The sequence below is a fragment of the Pseudomonas sp. m6p genome (genome assembly GCF_055760375.1).
In genome coordinates, this window is sequence record NZ_CM147084.1 from 186,344 (window position 1) to 208,478 (window position 22,135).

At 60.4% G+C, this 22,135-nt stretch carries 24 protein-coding genes; 15 read left to right on the top strand and 9 right to left on the bottom strand.

Features of this window, described 5'->3' with window-relative positions; genetic code table 11:
• Positions 1-15 precede the first annotated feature (15 nt).
• From lptB to ACYZUM_RS00835, 5 genes are read right to left on the bottom strand one after another with little or no spacing between them, the layout of a single operon-like run.
• Positions 16-741 (bottom strand): LPS export ABC transporter ATP-binding protein, encoded by a 726-nt coding sequence (gene lptB, locus ACYZUM_RS00815; RefSeq protein WP_041072850.1) that lies wholly within the window; start codon positions 739-741, stop codon positions 16-18.
• Positions 741-1,286, bottom strand: a complete 546-nt coding sequence (gene lptA / locus ACYZUM_RS00820) for a lipopolysaccharide transport periplasmic protein LptA (protein ID WP_025109456.1) — start codon at positions 1,284-1,286, stop codon at positions 741-743. The genes lptB and lptA overlap by 1 nt, the downstream gene beginning before the upstream one ends.
• The gene (gene lptC, locus ACYZUM_RS00825) at positions 1,273-1,845 is read right to left on the bottom strand and encodes an LPS export ABC transporter periplasmic protein LptC (protein ID WP_041072852.1); all 573 of its coding nucleotides are present in this window, start codon (positions 1,843-1,845) and stop codon (positions 1,273-1,275) included. The genes lptA and lptC overlap by 14 nt, the downstream gene beginning before the upstream one ends.
• An 8-nt stretch (positions 1,846-1,853) precedes the next feature.
• On the bottom strand, positions 1,854-2,378 hold the full coding sequence (locus ACYZUM_RS00830) for a KdsC family phosphatase (RefSeq protein WP_007967216.1): 525 nt from the start codon (positions 2,376-2,378) through the stop codon (positions 1,854-1,856).
• Complete coding sequence (locus ACYZUM_RS00835) at positions 2,378-3,352, bottom strand: KpsF/GutQ family sugar-phosphate isomerase (protein WP_027610849.1); 975 nt, start codon at positions 3,350-3,352, stop codon at positions 2,378-2,380. Before ACYZUM_RS00835 ends, ACYZUM_RS00830 begins: the two co-directional genes overlap by 1 nt.
• A gap of 275 nt (positions 3,353-3,627) precedes the next feature.
• Here ACYZUM_RS00835 and ACYZUM_RS00840 point away from each other — a divergent pair, with 275 nt between their 5' ends.
• The 10 genes from ACYZUM_RS00840 to hisC all read left to right on the top strand — a co-directional run bounded on the left by ACYZUM_RS00840 (position 3,628) and on the right by hisC (position 11,580).
• A complete protein-coding gene (locus ACYZUM_RS00840; RefSeq protein WP_003221703.1) occupies positions 3,628-4,437 on the top strand; it encodes an ATP-binding cassette domain-containing protein in 810 nt (269 codons plus the stop codon).
• Entirely contained in the window at positions 4,437-5,234 is a 798-nt protein-coding gene (gene mlaE / locus ACYZUM_RS00845) for a lipid asymmetry maintenance ABC transporter permease subunit MlaE (RefSeq protein ID WP_025109452.1), read from the top strand. Before ACYZUM_RS00840 ends, mlaE begins: the two co-directional genes overlap by 1 nt.
• The gene (gene mlaD, locus ACYZUM_RS00850) at positions 5,234-5,701 is read left to right on the top strand and encodes an outer membrane lipid asymmetry maintenance protein MlaD (protein WP_007967220.1); all 468 of its coding nucleotides are present in this window, start codon (positions 5,234-5,236) and stop codon (positions 5,699-5,701) included. The genes mlaE and mlaD overlap by 1 nt, the downstream gene beginning before the upstream one ends.
• 11 nt (positions 5,702-5,712) lie before the next feature.
• A complete protein-coding gene (locus ACYZUM_RS00855) occupies positions 5,713-6,366 on the top strand; it encodes an MlaC/ttg2D family ABC transporter substrate-binding protein (RefSeq protein WP_041072855.1) in 654 nt (217 codons plus the stop codon).
• Positions 6,363-6,668, top strand: coding sequence for an STAS domain-containing protein (locus ACYZUM_RS00860; RefSeq protein WP_108181687.1), 306 nt, complete (start codon positions 6,363-6,365; stop codon positions 6,666-6,668). Before ACYZUM_RS00855 ends, ACYZUM_RS00860 begins: the two co-directional genes overlap by 4 nt.
• 116 nt (positions 6,669-6,784) lie before the next feature.
• A complete protein-coding gene (locus ACYZUM_RS00865) occupies positions 6,785-7,024 on the top strand; it encodes a BolA family protein (RefSeq protein WP_007953556.1) in 240 nt (79 codons plus the stop codon).
• Between the two features lie 22 nt (positions 7,025-7,046).
• Positions 7,047-8,312, top strand: coding sequence for a UDP-N-acetylglucosamine 1-carboxyvinyltransferase (murA, locus tag ACYZUM_RS00870; protein ID WP_027610854.1), 1,266 nt, complete (start codon positions 7,047-7,049; stop codon positions 8,310-8,312).
• Positions 8,313-8,438: 126 nt separating this feature from the next.
• Positions 8,439-9,074, top strand: coding sequence for an ATP phosphoribosyltransferase (gene hisG / locus ACYZUM_RS00875; protein WP_041072861.1), 636 nt, complete (start codon positions 8,439-8,441; stop codon positions 9,072-9,074).
• Positions 9,075-9,199: 125 nt separating this feature from the next.
• Positions 9,200-10,525: a histidinol dehydrogenase gene (gene hisD / locus ACYZUM_RS00880; protein ID WP_108181688.1), complete on the top strand. Its 1,326-nt coding sequence runs from the start codon at positions 9,200-9,202 to the stop codon at positions 10,523-10,525.
• Between the two features lie 2 nt (positions 10,526-10,527).
• Positions 10,528-11,580 (top strand): histidinol-phosphate transaminase, encoded by a 1,053-nt coding sequence (gene hisC, locus ACYZUM_RS00885; RefSeq protein ID WP_108181689.1) that lies wholly within the window; start codon positions 10,528-10,530, stop codon positions 11,578-11,580.
• Between the two features lie 122 nt (positions 11,581-11,702).
• On the opposite strand, the gene algW is transcribed toward hisC, so the two are convergent.
• Positions 11,703-12,857, bottom strand: a complete 1,155-nt coding sequence (gene algW / locus ACYZUM_RS00890; RefSeq protein ID WP_108181690.1) for a Do family serine endopeptidase AlgW — start codon at positions 12,855-12,857, stop codon at positions 11,703-11,705.
• 103 nt (positions 12,858-12,960) lie between these two features.
• Between algW and ACYZUM_RS00895 the strand changes: the two genes are divergently transcribed.
• From ACYZUM_RS00895 to cysN, 3 genes are all read left to right on the top strand, one after another.
• Positions 12,961-13,719 (top strand): Nif3-like dinuclear metal center hexameric protein, encoded by a 759-nt coding sequence (locus ACYZUM_RS00895; protein WP_095139506.1) that lies wholly within the window; start codon positions 12,961-12,963, stop codon positions 13,717-13,719.
• A gap of 181 nt (positions 13,720-13,900) precedes the next feature.
• Entirely contained in the window at positions 13,901-14,818 is a 918-nt protein-coding gene (cysD, locus tag ACYZUM_RS00900) for a sulfate adenylyltransferase subunit CysD (RefSeq protein ID WP_007912374.1), read from the top strand.
• 9 nt (positions 14,819-14,827) lie between these two features.
• Positions 14,828-16,726, top strand: coding sequence for a sulfate adenylyltransferase subunit CysN (gene cysN / locus ACYZUM_RS00905; RefSeq protein ID WP_108181691.1), 1,899 nt, complete (start codon positions 14,828-14,830; stop codon positions 16,724-16,726).
• A gap of 835 nt (positions 16,727-17,561) precedes the next feature.
• Here cysN and ACYZUM_RS00910 read toward each other — a convergent pair.
• From ACYZUM_RS00910 to ACYZUM_RS00920, 3 genes are read right to left on the bottom strand one after another with little or no spacing between them, the layout of a single operon-like run.
• A complete protein-coding gene (locus ACYZUM_RS00910) occupies positions 17,562-18,467 on the bottom strand; it encodes an acyltransferase (RefSeq protein WP_108181692.1) in 906 nt (301 codons plus the stop codon).
• Positions 18,468-20,567 (bottom strand): phosphate acetyltransferase, encoded by a 2,100-nt coding sequence (gene pta, locus ACYZUM_RS00915; protein ID WP_047291738.1) that lies wholly within the window; start codon positions 20,565-20,567, stop codon positions 18,468-18,470.
• A 60-nt stretch (positions 20,568-20,627) separates the two neighbouring features.
• Positions 20,628-20,954, bottom strand: a complete 327-nt coding sequence (locus ACYZUM_RS00920; RefSeq protein WP_041073923.1) for a DUF3565 domain-containing protein — start codon at positions 20,952-20,954, stop codon at positions 20,628-20,630.
• Between ACYZUM_RS00920 and ACYZUM_RS00925 the strand changes: the two genes are divergently transcribed.
• Both ACYZUM_RS00925 and ACYZUM_RS00930 read left to right on the top strand, forming a co-directional pair.
• Positions 20,923-21,408, top strand: coding sequence for an FKBP-type peptidyl-prolyl cis-trans isomerase (locus ACYZUM_RS00925; RefSeq protein ID WP_007968032.1), 486 nt, complete (start codon positions 20,923-20,925; stop codon positions 21,406-21,408). The genes ACYZUM_RS00920 and ACYZUM_RS00925 overlap by 32 nt on opposite strands.
• 122 nt (positions 21,409-21,530) lie before the next feature.
• Positions 21,531-22,013 (top strand): glutathione peroxidase, encoded by a 483-nt coding sequence (locus ACYZUM_RS00930; RefSeq protein WP_108181693.1) that lies wholly within the window; start codon positions 21,531-21,533, stop codon positions 22,011-22,013.
• Positions 22,014-22,135 lie beyond the last annotated feature (122 nt).

Here is a 22,135-nt window from a genome sequence, read left to right on the forward strand (position 1 = left end):
GAATGCGCTCGCGCTTTAGAGGCGGAACTCGTGGCCCAGGTACACTTCCTTCACCAGATCGTTGGCAAGGATGGTTGCCGCATCGCCTTCAGCGATCAGTTGACCGTCGTTGACGATGTAGGCGGTCTCGCAGATATCCAGCGTCTCACGCACGTTGTGGTCGGTGATCAGCACACCGATGCCCTTGGCCTTGAGGTGATGGATGATCTGCTTGATGTCGCCGACCGAGATCGGGTCGACACCGGCGAACGGTTCGTCGAGCAGGATGAATTTCGGGGCGGTCGCCAGGGCGCGGGCGATTTCCACCCGACGGCGTTCACCACCGGACAGGCTCATGCCGAGGTTGTCTCGGATGTGGCTGATATGGAACTCCTGCAGCAGGCTTTCCAGCTCCTTGCGACGGCCGGCCTTGTCGAGTTCCTGACGGGTCTCGAGGATGGCCATGATGTTGTCGGCCACCGACAGTTTGCGGAAGATCGACGCTTCTTGCGGCAGATAGCCGATACCGGCCTTGGCGCGACCGTGCATCGGCTGGTGGCTGACGTCCAGATCGTCGATCAGCACGCGACCCTGATCGGCCTGCACCAGGCCGACGATCATGTAGAAGCAGGTGGTCTTGCCGGCACCGTTCGGGCCGAGCAGGCCGACGATCTGGCCGCTGTCGATCGACAGACTGACGTCACGCACGACCTGACGGCTTTTATAGGCCTTGGCCAGGTGCTGAGCTTTCAGAGTTGCCATTACTGGGTTTTCTCGTCGGTTTTCTTCTTCGGCTGGATCACCATGTCGATGCGCGGACGCGTCTCGGTGACCTTGTTGCCGGTAGCGCGACCGGCGCTGGCCAGTTTTCTCACCGTGTCATAGACGATTTTCTCGCCTTGGGTGGTGTTGTTGTCCTTGTCGACAACCTTGGCCTTGTCGATCAGCACGACGCGGTTTTGCGCGGCGTGATACTGGATCGTCACGCCCCAGCCCTGTACAGGCTTGGTGTCACCCTGGGTTTGCAACTGCTCGAAGTAGGCAAGGTTACCCACCGAGGTCACCACGTCGATGTCGCCGGTCGGGGTACGGGTGATGGTTACCGTATTGCCCTTAACGATCATCGAACCCTGGGTGATGATCACGTCACCTTTATAGGTGGCGATGCCGTTCTTGTCGTCCAGTTGGGCGTCGTCGGCCTGAATGCGGATAGGTTGCTGCTGATCGTTCGGCAGAGCCCAGGCGCTCACGCTTCCCAGTGCTGCGCCCAGACTGAGCAAAATAGGGAGGGTTTTAACGAGCCTCATACTGTCCTCTTACGTTCGATTGCAGGTGTATCCTGCTTTCCTTCAAATACGCCTTCATTCCCACGCCAGTCGATACACCGCCAGCGCCGTCGATTCTAACGGGTTGCTCGGTCTGCGCATATTGCTGCTGAGGGAACACCGTCATGCGGGTGCTGGTGATCAGGGTGTCGCGGTTCTTTTCATCGGTGCGCTTGATGCGTACCGAGTCGATCAGTTCTACCTGGGTTCCGTCCGGGTTCACTTCGCCACGCTCGCTGGTCACGTGCCACGGAAAGTCTGTGCCGCGGAACATGTTGAGGTCGGGTTTGGTGACCAGTGTCACGTCCGTCGCTTTCAGATGCTCGGCCTTGTCCGACGTCATTTCGTACTGCACCTTGCCGTCCGGAAGGTATTGCAGGGTATGCGTGTTCGTGGCGTACCAGTCGATGGCGGTGTCTTCGACCTTGGTCACAGGTTTGTCGAGGAACCGTTCAGGGCTGATGTTCCAGTAGCCGACCGCTGCGAACAGGGCAGCGATACAGCCGAACAACAGGAAGTTGCGAAATTTTTTGCTAAACATGGTTTGGCTCACAGGTACGCGGCGTTGGCCGCATCGAGGCGGCCCTGGGCGCGCAGGATCAATTCGCAGAACTCTCGGGCGGCACCTTCGCCACCGCGGGCCCGAGTGACGCCATGGGCGTGTTCGCGCACGAAGTCGGCAGCATTGGCCACGGCCATGCCCAAGCCTACGCGGCGGATCACCGGCAGGTCAGGCAGGTCGTCACCGAGGTAGGCGACCTGTTCATAGCTTAGGCCCAGTTGCGCCAATAGGCCGTCCAGAACCACCAATTTGTCTTCGCGGCCCTGAAACAGGTGCGGGATGCCGAGGTTCTTCGCCCGGCGCTCAACCACCGGCGTCTTGCGGCCGCTGATGATGGCGGTTTCGACGCCGGCATTCATCAGCATCTTGATGCCCTGGCCGTCGAGGGTGTTGAAGGTCTTGAATTCGCTGCCGTCTTCGAGGAAGTACAGGCGCCCGTCGGTGAGGACGCCATCGACGTCGAACACCGCCAGTTTGATCGCTTTGCCGCGTTGCAGCAGATCGGTTGTCATTACATCACTCCTGCACGCAGCAGATCGGAGAGGTTGAAGGCGCCGATCGGGCGATCTTCTTCGTCCACGACCACCAGTGCGTTGATTCGGTGGTCTTCCATGATTTTCAGCGCTTCGGCGGCGAGCATCTCGGGCCGTGCGGTCTTGCCGTGCGCGGTCATGACCTGGTCGATGGTGGCGCTGCGGATGTCGATGCTGCGATCCAGGGTGCGGCGCAAGTCGCCGTCGGTGAAGATCCCGGCGAGTTTGCCATCGGCTTCAACGATCGCGGTCATGCCCAGGCCCTTGCGGGTCATTTCCATGAGCGCGTCCTTGAGCAGGGTGCCGCGTTGCACTTGCGGCAGCTCCTGGCCGGCGTGCATGACGTTTTCCACTTTCAGCAGCAGGCGTCGACCCAGGGCGCCGCCCGGGTGGGAGAAAGCAAAATCTTCGGCGGTAAAACCCCGGGCTTCCAGCAGCGCCACGGCCAGGGCATCGCCCATGACCAGCGCAGCGGTGGTCGAGGAAGTCGGTGCCAGGTTCAGCGGGCAGGCTTCGTGCTCGACGTGAACGTTGAGATTGACTTCGGCGGCCTTGGCCAGCGGTGACTGTGGATTGCCGGTCAGGCTGATCAACTGGATGCCCAGGCGTTTGATCAACGGCAGCAGGGTGACGATTTCGTTGGTCGAGCCGGAGTTGGAGAGGGCGAGGATCACGTCATCGCGGGTGATCATGCCCATGTCACCGTGGCTGGCTTCGGCTGGATGAACAAAAAAGGCCGGGGTGCCGGTGCTGGCCAGGGTCGCGGCAATCTTGTTGCCGACGTGCCCGGATTTACCCATGCCGACCACTACCACACGGCCCTTGCTGGCCAGAATCATCTCGCAAGCGCGTACGAAATCGGCGTCGATATGGGGCAACAAGCCTTGTACGGCTTCCACTTCGAGGCGGATGGTGCGTTGTGCCGATTGAATCAGGTCGCTGGATTGGCTCATGTCAGAAATCGTATAGCCCGATGAAAAGGCGGCGATTATAGCGGTTATGTTGAAAAGCCTCACGCAAGTTCGTCGAGCTTTGTCATTCCTGGCAACCAAAACCCCGAAAAAGTGCCGTCGGGCCTGTCATATCGTTGAACGCGGAGGGGCATGGGCCTTGGGCGCTTGGCGTTTGCAGTGATATAGTTCGCCGCCAGTTCGGCCTGCCCGGGAGGTATGTGCTTTCTGCGGAAAGCCAGGCGTCCGAGTGAGAGGCTGCATCGCAAGGAGTTTAGATGAGTGCCGATAACGCCTACGCGGTCGAGCTGAAGGGAGTCTCCTTCAAGCGCGGTGCGCGCAGCATTTTCAATAACGTCGATATTCGCATCCCGCGTGGCAAGGTTACCGGCATCATGGGGCCTTCCGGGTGTGGCAAGACCACGCTGCTGCGACTGATGGGCGCGCAATTGCGTCCCTCCAGCGGGGAAGTCTGGGTCAACGGTCAGAACCTGCCGACGCTGTCGCGCAGTGATCTGTTCGATGCGCGAAAGCACATGGGTGTGCTGTTTCAGAGTGGCGCGCTGTTTACCGATCTCGATGTCTTCGAGAACGTCGCTTTCCCCTTGCGGGTTCATACCCAATTACCGGACGAGATGATCCGCGACATCGTCCTGCTCAAATTGCAGGCGGTTGGACTGCGCGGCGCGATCGAGCTGATGCCGGACGAGCTGTCGGGCGGCATGAAACGTCGCGTGGCGCTGGCGCGGGCGATCGCGCTCGATCCGCAGATTCTCATGTATGACGAGCCTTTCGTTGGTCAGGATCCGATCGCCATGGGCGTGCTGGTGCGCCTGATCCGTCTGCTCAATGATGCGCTGGGCATTACCAGCATTGTGGTTTCCCACGACCTGGCCGAAACCGCGAGCATCGCTGACTACATTTATGTAGTGGGTGATGGTCAGGTGCTGGGGCAGGGTACGCCGGACGAATTGATGAACTCGGATGAACCGCGTATTCGCCAGTTCATGACCGGCAACCCCGATGGCCCGGTGCCGTACCATTTTCCAGCGACGGATTACCGCGCAGATCTTCTGGGGAAGCGCTGATGCGCAGAATTTCATTGATAGAACGCGTACGCCGCTTTGGCGAGACGGCGATCGACGCCGTGGCGGTGTTTGGCCGCGCGACCCTGTTCCTGTTTCACGCCCTGCTCGGTCGTGGCGGCATCAGTGGCGGTTTTGGTCTGCTGGTCAAGCAACTGCATTCGGTTGGCGTGATGTCGCTGGTGATCATCGTCGTCTCCGGGATTTTCATCGGCATGGTGCTGGCGCTGCAGGGCTTCAGTATTCTGTCGAGCTACGGTTCGGAGCAGGCAGTGGGGCAGATGGTCGCCCTGACCTTGCTGCGTGAATTGGGTCCGGTGGTGACGGCGCTGCTGTTTGCCGGGCGTGCCGGTTCGGCGCTGACGGCCGAAATCGGCAACATGAAGTCCACCGAACAGCTTTCCAGCCTGGAAATGATCGGTGTCGACCCGCTCAAGTACATCATTGCTCCGCGCCTGTGGGCCGGTTTCATTTCCCTGCCGGTGCTGGCGATGATTTTCAGCGTGGTAGGCATCTGGGGTGGATCGTGGGTGGCTGTCGACTGGCTGGGTGTGTATGAAGGCTCTTATTGGGCGAACATGCAGAACAGCGTGAATTTCACCAGTGACGTGCTCAACGGCGTGATCAAAAGTATTGTTTTCGCCTTTGTAGTGACCTGGATTGCCGTATTCCAAGGCTATGACTGTGAGCCCACTTCCGAGGGTATCAGTCGTGCCACCACCAAGACCGTGGTGTTTGCCTCGCTGGCAGTGCTCGGCCTGGACTTTATTCTGACCGCTTTGATGTTTGGAGATTTCTGATGCAAAACCGCACCCTGGAAATCGGTGTCGGCCTGTTCCTGCTGGCAGGGATCCTGGCCTTGTTGCTGCTTGCGCTGCGGGTCAGTGGCCTGTCTCCGACCTCGACCACCGACACCTATAAGCTGTATGCCTACTTCGACAATATCGCCGGTTTGACGGTCAGAGCCAAAGTGACCATGGCCGGTGTAACCATCGGCAAGGTCACGGCCATCGATCTGGATCGCGACAGCTTCACCGGTCGGGTCACCCTGCAAGTGGATAAAAAGGTCGACAACCTGCCGACCGACTCCACAGCGTCTATCCTGACCGCTGGCCTGTTGGGCGAGAAATACATCGGTATCAGCGTGGGTGGGGAAGACACTCGTCTGAAGGATGGTGGAACCATCCACGACACGCAGTCGTCTCTGGTACTGGAAGACCTGATCGGTAAATTCCTGCTCAATACCGTTAGCAAAGACGCCAAATGAGGAGCTTTTGAATGATCTCTACCTTGCGACGTGGCCTGTTGGTGTTGCTTGCGACACTGCCACTGCTGGCTAACGCTGCGCCCGGGCAATCGGCGCACGATCTGGTTCAGGACACCACGAACCGGATGCTGGCCGACCTGTCGGCCAACAAAGCGAAATACAAGCAGGATCCGGCTGATTTCTATGCCGCGTTGAACAACATCGTCGGCCCGGTAGTGGATGCCGAGGGCATTTCCAAGAGCATCATGACGGTCAAGTATTCGCGCAAGGCCACGCCGGCGCAGATGCAGACCTTCCAGGAAAACTTCAAGAAAGGCCTGTTCCAGTTCTACGGCAATGCCTTGCTCGAATACAACAATCAGGGCATCACGGTTGATCCGGCCAAGGATGAATCGGGTGATCGCACCAGCGTCGGCATGACCGTCAAGGGCAGCAACGGCGCGATCTATCCGGTGCAGTACACGCTGGAGAAGATCAACGGTGAGTGGAAGCTGCGCAACGTGATCATCAACGGCATCAACATCGGCAAGCTGTTCCGTGATCAGTTCGCGGATGCGATGCAGCGCAATGGCAACGATCTGGACAAGACCATCAACAATTGGGCTGGCGAAGTGGCCAAGGCCAAGGAAACCACCGAGAAAGCTGCCGAGAAGCCAGCGCAATGAATGAGGCGGCAGTTCGTATGAGTGATGTCGACGAGCTATTGCTCAGCGGAGTGCTGGACTATCGCACGGGCCCCGACCTGCGCAAGGAGGGCCAGGCGCTGATCAAGTCCAGCAAGGCGGCATCGCTGGTGATTGATTGTTCGGCAGTGAAGAAGTCCAGCAGCGTCGGCTTGTCCTTGCTGCTGTGCTTCATGCGCGATGCTCAGGCGGCCGGCAAGGCCGTCAGCGTCCGCGCGATGCCGGAAGACATGCGCGAAATCGCTCAGGTCAGCGAACTGACCGAGTTGCTGGCGCACCCCTGAACCCGCATCGACAAACAAGCCCCCCGTCAGAGTCCTGCCAATGCGGGGTTCGCAGGCGCGGGGCTTTTTTGTATGATGTCCGACCCGTGCGCACAGGGCGCCGATTGAGGTTGAGCATGCAGGCCGTAGAAGTGAAGAGCTTCCTTGAAGGAAAGCTGCCAGGAACGCAGGTGGAAGTTGAAGGCGAAGGCTGCAACTTCCAGCTGAACGTGATTAGTGATGAACTGGCGGCGTTGAGCCCGGTCAAGCGTCAGCAAAGCATCTATGCCCATTTGAACCCTTGGATCGCTGATGGCAGCATCCACGCGGTCACTATGAAATTTTTCAGCAGCGCGGCCTGGGCCGAGCGCACCTGAGCCCTAGGGCGTCGAGATTCTTATGGATAAATTGATTATTACCGGTGGCGTTCGTCTTGATGGCGAAATCCGTATCTCCGGGGCGAAGAACTCCGCCCTGCCGATTCTGGCTGCCACCCTGCTGTGCGATGGCCCGGTGACCGTTGGCAACCTGCCGCACCTGCACGACATCACCACCATGATCGAGCTGTTCGGTCGCATGGGCATCGAGCCTGTGATCGACGAGAAACTCAGCGTTGAAATCGACCCACGTACCATCAAGACCCTGATCGCGCCGTACGAGCTGGTGAAAACCATGCGTGCCTCGATCCTGGTTCTGGGGCCGATGGTTGCCCGTTTCGGTGAAGCCGAAGTCGCTCTGCCTGGCGGTTGCGCCATCGGTTCGCGTCCGGTTGACCTGCACATCCGTGGTCTCGAAGCCATGGGCGCGGTGATCGACGTCGAAGGCGGCTACATCAAGGCCAAGGCGCCTGAAGGCGGCCTGCGCGGTGCGCACTTCTTCTTTGATACCGTCAGCGTGACCGGTACCGAAAACATCATGATGGCGGCTGCCCTGGCCAAGGGGCGCAGCGTGCTGCAGAACGCTGCGCGCGAGCCGGAAGTCGTCGACCTGGCGAATTTCCTCAACGCCATGGGCGCCAAGGTTTCCGGTGCCGGTACCGACACCATCACCATCGATGGCGTCGAGCGCCTGGGTTCGTGTTTCTACAAGGTCATGCCTGACCGTATCGAAACCGGCACCTACCTGGTGGCCGCTGCGGTCACCGGTGGCCGCGTCAAGGTCAAGGACACTGATCCGACCATTCTTGAAGCGGTCCTGGAAAAGCTCCGTGAGTCCGGTGCGGAAATCACCTGCGGTGAAGACTGGATCGAGCTGAACATGCACGGCAAACGCCCGAAAGCGGTCAACGTGCGCACAGCGCCGTACCCGGCATTCCCGACCGACATGCAGGCGCAGTTCATCTCGCTCAACGCCATTGCCGAAGGCACCGGTGCAGTGATCGAGACGATCTTCGAAAACCGTTTCATGCACGTGTACGAACTGCACCGCATGGGCGCCAGGATCCAGGTCGAAGGCAACACTGCGATCGTCACCGGTACTGAAGTGCTGAAGGGCGCGCCAGTGATGGCCACCGACCTGCGTGCTTCGGCGAGTCTGGTGATTTCGGCCCTGGTGGCCGAGGGCGATACCCTGATCGACCGCATCTACCACATCGACCGTGGTTACGAGTGCATCGAAGAAAAACTGCAGATGCTGGGCGCCAAGATCCGTCGCGTTCCGGGCTAGTCGCTGCACTGGGCACAGGGAGGTGTCCACTGAATTTGTTTCGAGTCGAGCCGGTATCCGGCTCGATGTGTGTCCGGCGCCGATTGCGACCGGACATGAGTACCTTGATAAGGACTGACGTTTCCCATGTTGACCATCGCACTGTCCAAGGGCCGCATCCTTGACGACACCCTGCCGCTTCTCGCTGAAGCGGGCATCGTGCCGACCGAGAATCCGGACAAGAGCCGCAAACTGATCATCCCCACCACTCAGGATGACGTACGTCTGTTGATCGTGCGTGCCACCGACGTGCCGACCTATGTCGAGCATGGCGCGGCCGACCTCGGCGTCGCCGGTAAAGACGTGCTGATGGAATACACCGGCCAGGGCCTCTACGAGCCGCTGGATCTGCAGATTGCCCAGTGCAAGCTGATGACGGCCGGCAAGATCGGCGCAGCCGAGCCCAAGGGCCGTCTGCGCGTGGCGACCAAGTTCGTCAACGTTGCCAAGCGCTACTACGCCGAGCAGGGCCGTCAGGTCGACATCATCAAGCTCTACGGCTCGATGGAGCTGGCGCCGCTGATCGGTCTGGCCGACAAGATCATCGACGTGGTCGACACCGGCAATACACTGCGCGCCAACGGCCTGGAACCTCAGGAACTGATCGCCACGATCAGCTCGCGCCTGGTGGTCAACAAGGCTTCGATGAAGATGCAACACGCCCGAATCCAGGCGTTGATCGATACCCTGCGCACGGCAGTGGAATCGCGACACCGCGGCTGATGTACCTGCGCGACCTTGAGTCGCGCCCGTCTATCCGCCTCATAGCCAGAATCTCAGGTGCCCAAGCGGAAACGACTGCTAAGTTAGGGCGCCTGAGTTTTTGCCATTCCTATGAGGCTCTCGCTATGACCGCACCGACTGCAATTCGCCGACTCAACGCTGCTGACCCGGATTTCGCGCATCATCTGGATCATCTGCTGAGCTGGGAAAGTGTGTCTGACGACTCGGTCAATCAGCGCGTGCTGGACATCATCAAGGCGGTGCGCGAGCGCGGTGACGCGGCGCTGGTCGAGTTCACCCAGAAGTTCGACGGCCTCGAAGTCGCCTCCATGGCCGACCTGATCCTGCCGCGCGAGCGTCTGGAACTGGCCCTGACCCGCATCACTGTCCCGCAACGCGAAGCGCTGGAAAAAGCCGCGGCGCGGGTGCGCAGCTACCACGAAAAACAGAAACAGGATTCCTGGAGCTACACCGAAGCCGACGGCACCGTGCTCGGGCAGAAGGTCACACCACTGGATCGCGCCGGCCTGTACGTGCCGGGCGGCAAGGCGTCGTACCCGTCGTCGGTGTTGATGAACGCGATTCCGGCCAAGGTCGCCGGCGTGACCGAAGTGGTCATGGTGGTGCCGACCCCGCGCGGTGAAATCAATGAGCTGGTGCTGGCGGCGGCGTGCATTGCCGGCGTTGACCGGGTGTTCACCATCGGCGGCGCGCAAGCGGTTGCTGCGCTGGCTTACGGTACCGAAAGCGTGCCGCAGGTGGACAAAGTCGTCGGCCCGGGCAACATTTATGTCGCCACCGCCAAACGACACGTGTTCGGTCAGGTCGGCATCGACATGATCGCCGGCCCGTCGGAAATCCTCGTGGTCTGCGACGGCCAGACCGATCCGGACTGGATCGCCATGGACCTGTTCTCCCAGGCCGAGCACGACGAAGACGCGCAGGCGATTCTGGTCAGCCCGGATGCCGAATTCCTCGACAAGGTTGCGGCGAGCATCGACAAACTGCTGCCGACCATGGACCGCGCGGCCATCATCGAAACTTCGATCAATGGTCGCGGTGCGCTGATTCACGTGCGCGACATGGCGCAAGCCATCGAAGTCGCCAACCGCATCGCCCCGGAACACCTCGAATTGTCGGTGGCCGACCCGCAAGCCTGGCTGCCGCAGATTCGCCACGCCGGCGCGATCTTCATGGGCCGCCACACCTCGGAAGCGCTGGGTGATTACTGCGCCGGCCCGAACCACGTGCTGCCAACGTCCGGCACCGCGCGTTTCTCCTCACCGCTGGGCGTGTACGACTTCCAGAAACGTTCGTCGATCATCTTCTGCTCCGAGGCCGGCGCTTCCGAGCTGGGCAAGACCGCGTCCGTGCTGGCCCGTGGCGAATCCCTGAGCGCGCACGCCCGCAGCGCCGAATACCGCATCAAAGACGAAGTGAAGGGGAATTGAACATGAGTAAATTCTGGAGCCCGTTCGTCAAGGATCTGGTGCCGTATGTGCCGGGCGAACAGCCGAAGCTGACCAGACTGGTCAAGCTCAACACCAACGAAAACCCTTACGGCCCGTCGCCCAAAGCCCTGGCGGCGATGCAAACCGAGCTCAACGACAACCTGCGCCTGTACCCGGATCCGAACAGCGATCTGCTGAAAACCGCCGTCGCCCACTACTACGGCGTGCAGAGCAATCAGGTGTTCCTCGGCAACGGTTCGGACGAGGTGCTCGCGCACATTTTCCACGGTCTGCTGCAACACGAGCAGCCACTGCTGTTTCCGGACATCAGCTACAGCTTCTATCCGGTGTACTGCGGTCTGTACGGCATCCAGTTCGATGCCGTGCCGCTGGACGCGCAGTTCCAGATCAACCCGGCGGACTACGCCAAACCGAACGGCGGGATCATTTTCCCGAATCCGAACGCACCGACCGGTTGCCTGCTGGCACTGGAAGCGGTCGAGCAGATCCTCAAGGCCAGCCCGGATTCGGTGGTTGTGGTGGACGAGGCTTATATCGACTTCGGCGGCGAAACCGCGATCAGCCTGGTGGACCGTTATCCGAACCTGCTGGTGACCCAGACCTTGTCCAAGTCGCGCTCGCTGGCCGGCCTGCGCGTCGGTCTGGCGGTGGGTCATCCGGATCTGATCGAAGCGCTGGAGCGAATCAAGAACAGCTTCAACTCCTATCCGCTGGATCGCCTGGCGATTGTCGGAGCGGCGGCCGCGTTCGAGGATCGCGAGTATTTCGACAAGACCTGCCGTCTGGTCATCGAAAGTCGTGAGTGGGTCATCGCGCAATTGCAGGTCAAGGGGTTTGAGGTGCTGCCGTCGGCGGCAAACTTCATCTTCGCCCGGCACCCGCAACACGATGCAGCGGGGCTGGCAGCCAAGTTGCGCGAGCAGGGCGTGATTGTGCGCCACTTCAAGCAGGAGCGGATTGCCCAGTTCCTGCGGATCTCGATCGGTACGCCGGAGCAGAATCAGGCGCTGATCGACGGCCTCGGCGACCTGTAGAACACCGCTAAACCTGTGGGAGCGAGCCTGCTCGCGAAAGCGGTCTGTCATTCAACATCATTGTTGACTGTGACGACCTCTTCGCGAGCAGGCTCGCTCCCACATTGATTTGTACTGGCGGCTTACTCTTCTTCTTTCACAGGCGCCGGCGGTGGACGCAGGCCGATTTCAGCAGTCAGCTTGATCTCTTTGCCGTTGCGCATGACCTGAATGGTGACCTTGTCGGTCGGTTTGATCCGCGCCACCTGATTCATGGACTTTCGCCCATCACCCGCCGGTTCTCCGTCGATACTCAGAATCACGTCACCCAGCTGCAGGCCGGCCTTCTGTGCCGGGCCATCGCGGAAGATTCCCGCCACGACAATTCCCGGACGCCCGGACAGGCCAAACGACTCGGCCAGTTCCTGGGTCAGCGGCTGCACTTCAATACCGAGCCAGCCACGAATCACCTGACCGTGCTCGATGATCGACTTCATCACCTCCATCGCCAGTTTTACCGGAATCGCAAAACCGATGCCTTGCGAGCCGCCGGACTTGGAGAAGATCGCGGTGTTGATCCCGGTGAGATTGCCGTTGGCATCGACCAGTGCGCCGCCGGAGTTGCCCGGGTTGATCGCCGCGTCGGTCTGGATGAAGTCTTCGTAATTGTTCAGGCCCAACTGGTTGCGCCCGGTGGCGCTGATGATGCCCATGGTCACGGTCTGGCCGACGCCGAACGGGTTGCCGATGGCCAGTGCGACGTCGCCGATGCGGATGTTGTCGGAGCGGCCGACGGTGATCGCCGGGAGGTTTTTCAGGTCAATCTTCAGCACCGCGAGGTCGGTTTCCGGGTCGCTGCCGATGACGCGGGCGAGGGTTTCGCGCCCATCCTTGAGTGCCACCACGATCTGATCGGCGCCGGTGGTCACGTGGTTGTTGGTCAGAATGTAGCCTTCCGGGCTCATGATCACGCCGGAACCGAGGCTCGATTCCATGCGTTTCTGCTTCGGCGAGTTGTCACCGAAGAAGCGCCGGAACTGCGGATCCTCAAACAGCGGGTGCGCCGGTTTGTTGATGACTTTGGTGGTGTAGAGGTTGACCACCGACGGTGCGGCGATGGTCACCGCGTCGGCATAGGACACCGGGCCCTGTTGCACACTGGTGGTTTGCGGGGCCTGTTGCAGGTTGACGTCGAGGCTCGGAAGCCCGACCCACTGCGGGTAACGCTGAATAATCAACAGAGCGATAAGCACGCCGGCCAACAGCGGCCAGCCAAAAAAACGCAGCGCCTTGAGCATTAAGCACGTCCTGGAAAAGTTGCAGGCGGGGGCAGACCGCCGATAATGTCGCGCATTATACGAGGCCGCGCGCGCCTCTGAACGGGATATTTAGGAGTCTTTCATGGCCGTCGCCCTCAGCACCCTGGTCGAAGAAGCCGACCGTTACCTCGGCAGTGCGAAAATCGCCGATTATTGCCCCAATGGCCTGCAGGTGGAGGGGCGTCCGCAGGTGATGCGCATTGTCAGTGGCGTCACCGCCAGTCAGGCCTTGCTCGATGCTGCGGTGGAAGCCGAAGCCGATCTGATACTTGTGCATCACGGCTATTTCTGGAAAGGCGAAAACCCGTGCATCACCGGCATGAAGCAGCGCCGCCTGAAGACCCTGCTCAAGCACGACATCAGTCTGCTCGCTTATCACCTGCCACTGGACCTGCACCCGGAGGTCGGCAACAACGTGCAGTTGGCGCGTCAACTGGACATCACCGTCGAAGGGCCGTTGGACCCGGACAACCTGAAGATCGTCGGGCTGGTCGGCTCGTTGAACGAGCCAATGACTGCGCGAGACTTCGCCCGCAAGGTCAAAGACGTCATGGGCCGCGAACCACTGCTGGTCGAGGGCAGTGCGATGATTCGCCGGGTCGGCTGGTGCACAGGTGGCGGGCAGGGTTATATCGATCAGGGCGTGGCGGCGGGCGTTGATCTGTTCCTCAGTGGCGAAGCCTCCGAACAGACCTTCCACAGCGCTCGGGAAAACGACATCAGCTTCATCGCCGCCGGCCACCATGCCACCGAGCGCTATGGTGTGCAGGCGCTGGGTGACTACCTGGCCAAACGTTTTGCCCTGGAACACATCTTCATCGACTGCCCGAACCCGATCTGACGTCTCGCGGCGAGCCTGATCTGAAATGCAGCTCCTACAGGGTTAGTAGGGCAAACTGGTGGGCATATTCATATGCCCTTTCGATCTAGTTGGCGTCCTGATTAGAAGAGGGCGCTGTGCTAGGATTCCCCGCTCGAACACGGCCCGCTGGCCGTTCATAAGAAAGCTTTCGTGAGTAGCCATGGTCGACAAACTGACGCATCTGAAACAGCTGGAGGCGGAAAGCATCCACATCATCCGCGAGGTGGCCGCCGAGTTCGACAACCCGGTGATGCTGTACTCCATCGGTAAAGACTCCGCCGTGATGCTGCACCTGGCACGCAAGGCGTTCTTCCCGGGCAAACTGCCGTTTCCGGTGATGCACGTCGACACTCGCTGGAAATTCCAGGAGATGTACAAGTTCCGCGACAAGATGGTCGAAGAGCTGGGCCTGGACCTGATCACCCACATCAACCCCGATGGCGTGGCGCAGAACATCAACCCGTTCACCCACGGCAGCGCCAAACACACCGACATCATGAAGACCGAGGGCCTGAAGCAGGCACTCGACAAGCATGGTTTCGACGCCGCGTTCGGTGGTGCCCGTCGTGACGAAGAGAAGTCCCGCGCCAAAGAGCGCGTGTATTCGTTCCGCGACAGCAAGCACCGCTGGGACCCGAAGAATCAGCGTCCGGAGCTGTGGAACGTCTACAACGGCAAGGTCAACAAGGGCGAATCCATTCGTGTGTTCCCGTTGTCGAACTGGACCGAACTGGACATCTGGCAGTACATCTACCTCGAAGGCATCCCGATCGTGCCGCTGTACTTCGCCGCCGAACGCGAAGTGATCGAGAAGAACGGCACCCTGATCATGATCGATGACGAGCGCATCCTTGAGCATCTGTCCGACGAGGACAAGGCGCGCATCGTCAAAAAGAAAGTGCGTTTCCGTACCCTTGGCTGCTACCCGTTGACGGGCGCGGTGGAGTCCGAGGCCGAAAGCCTCACGGACATCATTCAGGAAATGCTCCTGACGCGAACTTCCGAGCGCCAGGGCCGGGTCATCGACCACGATGGCGCCGGCTCGATGGAAGATAAAAAACGTCAAGGCTATTTCTAAGGGGTTGTCATGTCGCACGCATCTGATTTGATCAGCGAGGACATCCTCGCCTACCTGGGCCAGCACGAACGTAAAGAGCTGCTGCGCTTTTTGACCTGCGGTAACGTCGACGACGGCAAAAGCACCCTGATCGGGCGCCTGCTGCACGACTCCAAGATGATCTACGAAGATCATCTGGAAGCCATCACCCGCGATTCGAAGAAAGTCGGCACCACCGGTGACGACATCGACCTGGCATTGCTGGTCGACGGCCTGCAGGCCGAGCGTGAGCAGGGCATCACCATCGATGTTGCCTACCGCTACTTCTCCACCGCCAAGCGCAAATTCATCATTGCCGACACCCCCGGCCATGAGCAGTACACCCGCAACATGGCCACCGGTGCATCCACCTGTGACCTGGCGATCATCCTGGTCGACGCCCGTTACGGCGTGCAGACCCAGACCCGTCGTCACAGCTTCATCGCCTCGTTGCTCGGCATCAAGCACATCGTCGTCGCCATCAACAAGATGGACCTGAAAGACTTTGATGAAGGTGTGTTCGAGTCGATCAAGGCCGACTACCTGAAGTTCGCCGAAGGCTTGAAGATGAAGCCGACCAGCATGCACTTCGTGCCGATGTCTGCTCTCAAGGGCGACAACGTGGTGAACAAGTCCGAGCGCTCGCCTTGGTACAAAGGGCAGTCGCTGATGGAGATCCTCGAGACCGTGGAAGTGGCGGGCGACCGCAACTTCACCGATCTGCGCTTCCCGGTGCAATACGTCAACCGTCCGAACCTGAACTTCCGCGGCTTCGCCGGCACCCTCGCCAGCGGCATCGTGCACAAGGGCGACGAAGTGGTGGTGCTGCCGTCGGGCAAGAGCAGCCGCGTCAAATCCATCGTCACCTTCGAAGGTGAACTGGAGCAGGCCGGTCCTGGTCAAGCGGTGACGCTGACCATGGAAGACGAAATCGACATCTCCCGTGGCGACTTGCTGGTGCATGCCGACAACGTGCCGCCGGTCACCGACAGCTTCGAAGCGATGCTGGTGTGGATGGCTGAAGAGCCGATGTTGCCGGGCAAGAAATACGACATCAAACGCGCCACCAGTTATGTGCCGGGCTCGATTGCCAGCATCGTCAACAAGGTCGACGTGAACACCCTTGAAGAAGGTCCGGCGAGCGCGTTGCAGCTCAACGAAATCGGCAAGGTGAAGATCGCGCTCGACGCGCCGATCGCCCTCGACGGTTACGACAGCAACCGCACCACCGGTGCGTTCATCGTCATTGACCGTTTGACCAACGGCACCGTTGGCGCCGGCATGATCGTCGCTCAGCCACTGAGCCACGGCACGGCCACCCACCACGGCAAACTGGCCCACGTTGCTACTGAAGAACGTGCCCAGCGCTTTGGCCAGCAACCGGCGACCGTGCTGTTCAGCGGCCTGTCCGGCGCAGGCAAGAGCACCCTGGCCTATGCGGTCGAGCGCAAGTTGTTCGACATGGGTCGTGCCGTGTTCGTACTCGATGGGCAGAACCTGCGTCACGACCTCAACAAGGGCTTGCCACATGACCGTGCCGGTCGCACCGAGAATTGGCGGCGTGCGGCGCACGTGGCGCGTCAGTTCAATGAGGCTGGTCTGTTGACCCTGGCGGCGTTTGTTGCGCCGAGTGCTGAAGGTCGCGAGCAGGCCAAGGAGCTGATCGGCAAGGATCGTCTGTTGACGGTTTATGTGCAGGCCTCGCCGGCGGTGTGTGCCGAGCGTGATCCGCAGGGCTTGTATGCTGCGGGTTGCGATAATATTCCGGGTGAGTCCTTTCCGTATGACGTGCCGCTGAATGCCGATCTGGTGATCGACACGCAGTCGCTGTCGCTGGAAGAGAGCGTCAAGCAGGTGTTGGATCTGCTGCGCAAGCGTGGCGCGATTTAAGCGTTAGTTGGAAATGAAAGGCCCGCGGATGAGTGATCATCGGCGGGTTTTTTGTTGGCTGCGATTTTTGCGCGAGCTCATTCCACTGTGGGAGCTGGCTTGCCAGCGATGGCGCCCTTATAGGCGACCATGCTCTGTCTGGCTGAGTGAATATCCGTTTCTTCGGGTGCTGCGGCTGGCGGTTTCGCCCTTACGGCGACTCACTTTTTTTACAAACGCCTAAAAAAAGTAAGCAAAAAAACGCTTGCTCCTGCGTCCGGCCCGCTCGCTAAAGCTCGGGGTCCCTTCGCTGCGGGATTGATCCGGGTGCAGCGCCTACGGTTTGCTTCGCTGCACCTCCTCTCGCTGTGTTTGGCTGCGCCAAACGGTCGCTGCGCTCCCACCCCCGGATCAATCCCTCCGCTCAGCCTTCCGACGTCGCCCGTGGATCAAGATCAAGAGCTGCAGCCGAGCTTGCGCTCATCCTGGAGTGGTGCGGCATGCGCCGCGTGCGGGTTGTATTATCTTCCCTGTAGGAGCTGCCGCAGGCTGCGATCTTTTGATCTTGATTTTGTGGGGGCTGGCCTACCAGCCGACCGATACCTAACTGAACACACCCAACCCAATTGTGGGAGCTGGCTTGCCAGCGAAGGCGAGTCGACCAATCCCTAACTGAACGCACCCAATCCAACTGTGGGAGCTGGCTTGCCAGCGAAGGCGGCCTGCCAGCCGACCAATCCCTAACTGAACGCACCCAATCCAACTGTGGGAGCTGGCCTGCCAGCGATGGCGCTATGTCATTCACCAGTGATGCTTGCTGATCTCGGCCATCGCCAGCAGGCCAGCTCCCACAAGGTTAGTGCCGGTTCGGGAATTCGCGGTGCATCTGTTCCAGCAGCGCATCCTTGTCCTGCCACAGCTGGTTGATCCAGCCCTGAAACTGCAGACGGTATTCGCCGTCCTGATCGTAGTTCTTGCCAATGAACGCTGGCGGAATCTGCAGTTCTTCAAAGTGCACCACCACGTCGCGCACGTTGCCGCACAGCAGGTCCCAGAACCCTGGACGCCCGCCCGGATAGTGGATGGTCACGTTGACGATCGATTCCAGCTGTTCTCCCATTGCGTCCAGCACAAAGGCGATGCCGCCAGCCTTGGGCTTGAGCAGGTACTTGAACGGTGATTGCTGCTGAGCGTGCTTGCCTTCGGTGAAGCGTGTGCCTTCGACGAAGTTGAAAATCCCCACCGGGTTGTCGCGAAACTTCGCGCAGGTCTTGCGCGTGGTTTCCAGGTCCTTGCCTTTCTTTTCCGGGTGCTTTTCCAGATAGGCCTTGGAGTAGCGTTTCATGAACGGAAAGCCCAGCGCCCACCACGCCAGGCCAATCACCGGGACCCAGATCAGCTCCTGCTTGAGGAAGAATTTCAGCGGCTGGATGCGCCGGTTGAGTACGTATTGCAGCACCAGGATGTCGACCCAGCTCTGGTGGTTGCTGGTGATCAGGTACGAGTGTTGGTAGTCCAGACCTTGCAGGCCGCTGATGTGCCAGCGGGTGCGGCGCACCAGGTTCATCCAGCCCTTGTTGTTGCTGATCCAGGCTTCGTGGGTGTGGCTCATCAGCCACAGTGAGGCGCGGCGGGCGAGGTCGAAGGGCAGCACTTTGATCAGCGCGACGCAGAACAGGAACGAGCACAGCAGAATCGTATTGAGTGCCAACAGCAGCGCGGCGATCACGCCGCGAATCGGGGCGGGCAGAAAGTCCAGCATTTACACATCCATAGGTCGGTTGGCGGCTTGAATCGCGGTCAGGGCGATGGTGTAGACGATGTCGTCGACCTGCGCGCCGCGCGGCAGGTCGTTCACCGGTTTGCGCAGGCCTTGCAGCATCGGGCCGAGGCTGACGCAGTCGGCACTGCGCTGCACGGCTTTGTGGGTGGTGTTGCCGGTGTTCAGGTCGGGGAACACGAACACCGTGGCGCGGCCGGCCACCTGGCTGTTGGGCGCCAGTTGCCGGGCCACATCGGCGTTGGCAGCGGCGTCGTATTGCAGCGGCCCGTCGATCAGCAGCGAGTGCTGTTGCTCGTGGGCGAGCAGGGTGGCTTCGCGGACTTTCTCGACTTCTTCGCCGCTGGCCGACTCGCCGCTGGAGTAACTGATCATCGCCACGCGCGGGGTGATGCCGAAGGCCGCTGCCGAGTCGGCGCTTTGCAGGGCGATCTCGGCCAGCTCAGTTGCGCTTGGGTGCGGATTCATCACGCAGTCGCCGTAGACCAGCACTTCTTCGGGGAACAGCATGAAGAACACTGAAGACACCAGCGTGCAGCCTGGCGCGGTCTTGATCAGTTGCAGCGCCGGGCGGATGGTGTTGGCGGTGGTGTTTATCACGCCCGACACCAGACCGTCGACTTCATCCAGCGCAAGCATCATGGTGCCAATGACCACGGTGTCTTCCAGTTGCTGCTCGGCCATCGGCGCGTTGAGGCTTTTGCTTTTGCGCAGGGCGACCATCGGTTCGATATAACGCTCGCGGATCAGATCCGGATCGAGAATCTCCAGCCCCGGCGGCAGCTCGATGCCTTGCGCGCGGGCCACGGCTTCAACATCCGCCGGTTTGGCCAGCAACACGCAACGGGCGATGCCGCGCTCCTGACAGATCGCCGCCGCTTGCACGGTGAGCGGCTCGCTGCCTTCGGGCAGGACGATGCGCTTGTTCGCCGACTGCGCCCGTTGAATCAGTTGATAGCGGAATACTGCGGGTGACAGGCGCATTTCCCGCGGGGTGCCGCAGCGCTGGTGCAGCCACTTGGCGTCAAGATGGCTGGCGACGAAGTCGGTGATGATCTCCGCGCGCTCGCGGTCATCAATGGGGATTTCCTTGTTCAGGCCATTGAGCAGGTTGGCGGTGTCGTAGGAGCCGGTGCTCACCGACAATACCGGCAGACCGGCCTGCAACGCGCCACGGCACAAGTCCATGATGCGTGGATCGGGCAGGGTGTCACTGGTCAGCAACAGCCCGGCCAATGGCACGCCGTTGAGCGCCGCAAGGCTGACCGCAAGAATGATGTCGTCGCGATCGCCGGGGGTTACCACCAGCACGCCGGGTTTGAGCAGCTCCACGGTGTTGCGCATGGTGCGCGCGCAGATGATGATTTTGGTCATGCGCCGCGTTTCATAGTCGCCGGCGTTGAGCACCTGTGCGCCCATCAGGTCAGCGACGTCGCGGGTGCGCGGTGCGTTGAGCTCGGGCTGGAACGGAATGCAGCCGAGCAGGCGGAAGTCACCGCTGCGCAGCAACGGCGAATGCTCCTTCAGGCGCGTGGCGAAGGCCTCCATGCTCTCCTCGGTCTTGACCTTGTTGAGGATCACGCCGAGGACTTTCGGGTCTTTCGGACCGCCAAACAGTTGCGCCTGCAATTCCACGCGGCCGGAGAGTTCGGCGAGCACTTCGTTTTCCGGAGCCGACACCAGAATCACTTCGGCATCCAGGCTTTTCGCCAGGTGCAAATTGACCCGCGCCGCATAACTGGCGCTGCGGGTCGGCACCATGCCTTCGACCACAAGCACGTCCTTGCCGACAGCCGCTTGCTGATACAGGGCGATGATTTCTTCGAGCAGCTCATCGAGCTGACCGTCGCCGAGCATTCGCTCGACGTGGGCCAGGCCCAGTGGTTGCGGCGGTTTCAGGCCGTGAGTACGTGCCACCAGTTCGGTGGAACGCTCGGGGCCGGTGTCGCCCGGATGCGGCTGGGCTATCGGTTTGAAGAAGCCGACTTTCAGTCCGGCCCGCTCCAGGGTACGCACCAGCCCGAGGCTGATGGAGGTCAGACCCACGCCAAAATCGGTGGGCGCGATAAAAAAAGTTTGCATGCGGATTCTCTAAGGGTGCATGGCAAGGGTGGCGATCTATACGTGACCGCCTACCGAAATTCAGTCGCCAAGGTTATCGCTAACCGAGCCTTGTGCGCACCAACCGCAGGTAAAGGCTTGGCCTATTTTTTCAATACGTTGCGCCGGGTCAAGGACCCAGGCGCGCGATTGCCATGGCGGCTGATGACGCAGGTGCTGGGTGTGGCCACAGGAAAGCTCGGCCACCCAGTGACCGTCCTCGTCCTGATGGAAGCCGGTGATCGTCGAAACCCGTTTGTCCGGGTTGTGTTCGCTTTCGCGCGATTGCTTCGCTAAACTTGGCCTTTCTATATTCTTATGCAAAAGGTCTCGCCCCATGCTGATCGCCGCCAATAAGGCTGTCTCCATCGACTATACCCTGACCAACGACGCTGGTGAGGTCATCGACAGCTCCGCCGGCGGCGCTCCGCTGGTCTACCTGCAAGGCGCAGGCAACATCATCCCGGGCCTGGAAAAAGCGCTGGAAGGCAAGGCTGTTGGTGACGAGCTGGAAGTTTCCGTTGAGCCGGAAGACGCTTACGGCGAATACGCTGCCGAACTGGTCAGCACCCTGAGCCGCAGCATGTTCGAAGGCGTTGACGAGCTGGAAGTCGGCATGCAGTTCCACGCTTCGGCGCCGGACGGCCAGATGCAGATCGTGACCATCCGTGACCTGGACGGCGACGACGTCACCGTTGACGGTAACCACCCACTGGCCGGTCAGCGCCTGAACTTCAAAGTGAAGGTCGTTGCTATCCGTGACGCCAGCCAGGAAGAAGTCGCTCATGGCCACGTCCATGGCGAAGGTGGCCATCACCACTGATTTTCTGCGCTAAGCTTCGAGTACTGGAGAGGCGCCTGCGGGCGCCTTTTTAGTCCGCGGCTGTCCTTGGTGGCCTCGCCAAGTGGCTGTTTCGAATAGAACACGGGAATCTGGAGTCCGTCATGAGTGCTTTTCACGACCTTAAGTTGACAGCCCTGGATGGTCAGGAGCTACCGTTGGCGCCTTTCAAGGGCCAAGTCGTGCTGGTGGTCAACGTCGCCTCCAAATGCGGCTTGACCCCACAGTACGCGGCACTGGAAAACCTCTACCAGCAATTCAAGGGCAAAGGCTTCAGTGTGCTGGGCCTGCCGTGCAACCAGTTTGCCGGCCAGGAACCAGGCACGGAGCAGGAAATCCAGGAATTCTGCAGCCTGAACTATGGCGTGACGTTCCCGTTGTCGAGCAAGCTTGAAGTCAACGGTCACGAGCGGCACCAGCTGTACCGCTTGCTGGCGGGCGAGGGCGCGGAGTTTCCCGGGGATATCACCTGGAACTTCGAGAAGTTTCTGCTCGGCAAGGACGGCCGGGTGCTGGCGCGGTTCTTGCCGCGTACGGCGCCGGATGATCCGACCATCGTTCACGCGATTGAAAAAGCGCTGGGCTGAACCAGCAAGATCAAAAGATCGCAGCCTGCGGCAGCTCCTTGTATCTCGACTATCGCTCCGTCAGGAGCGATAGTTCTCGACTGATCATCGAGGGAGGGACTTGGAAGCCGTGCAGCTCCTTA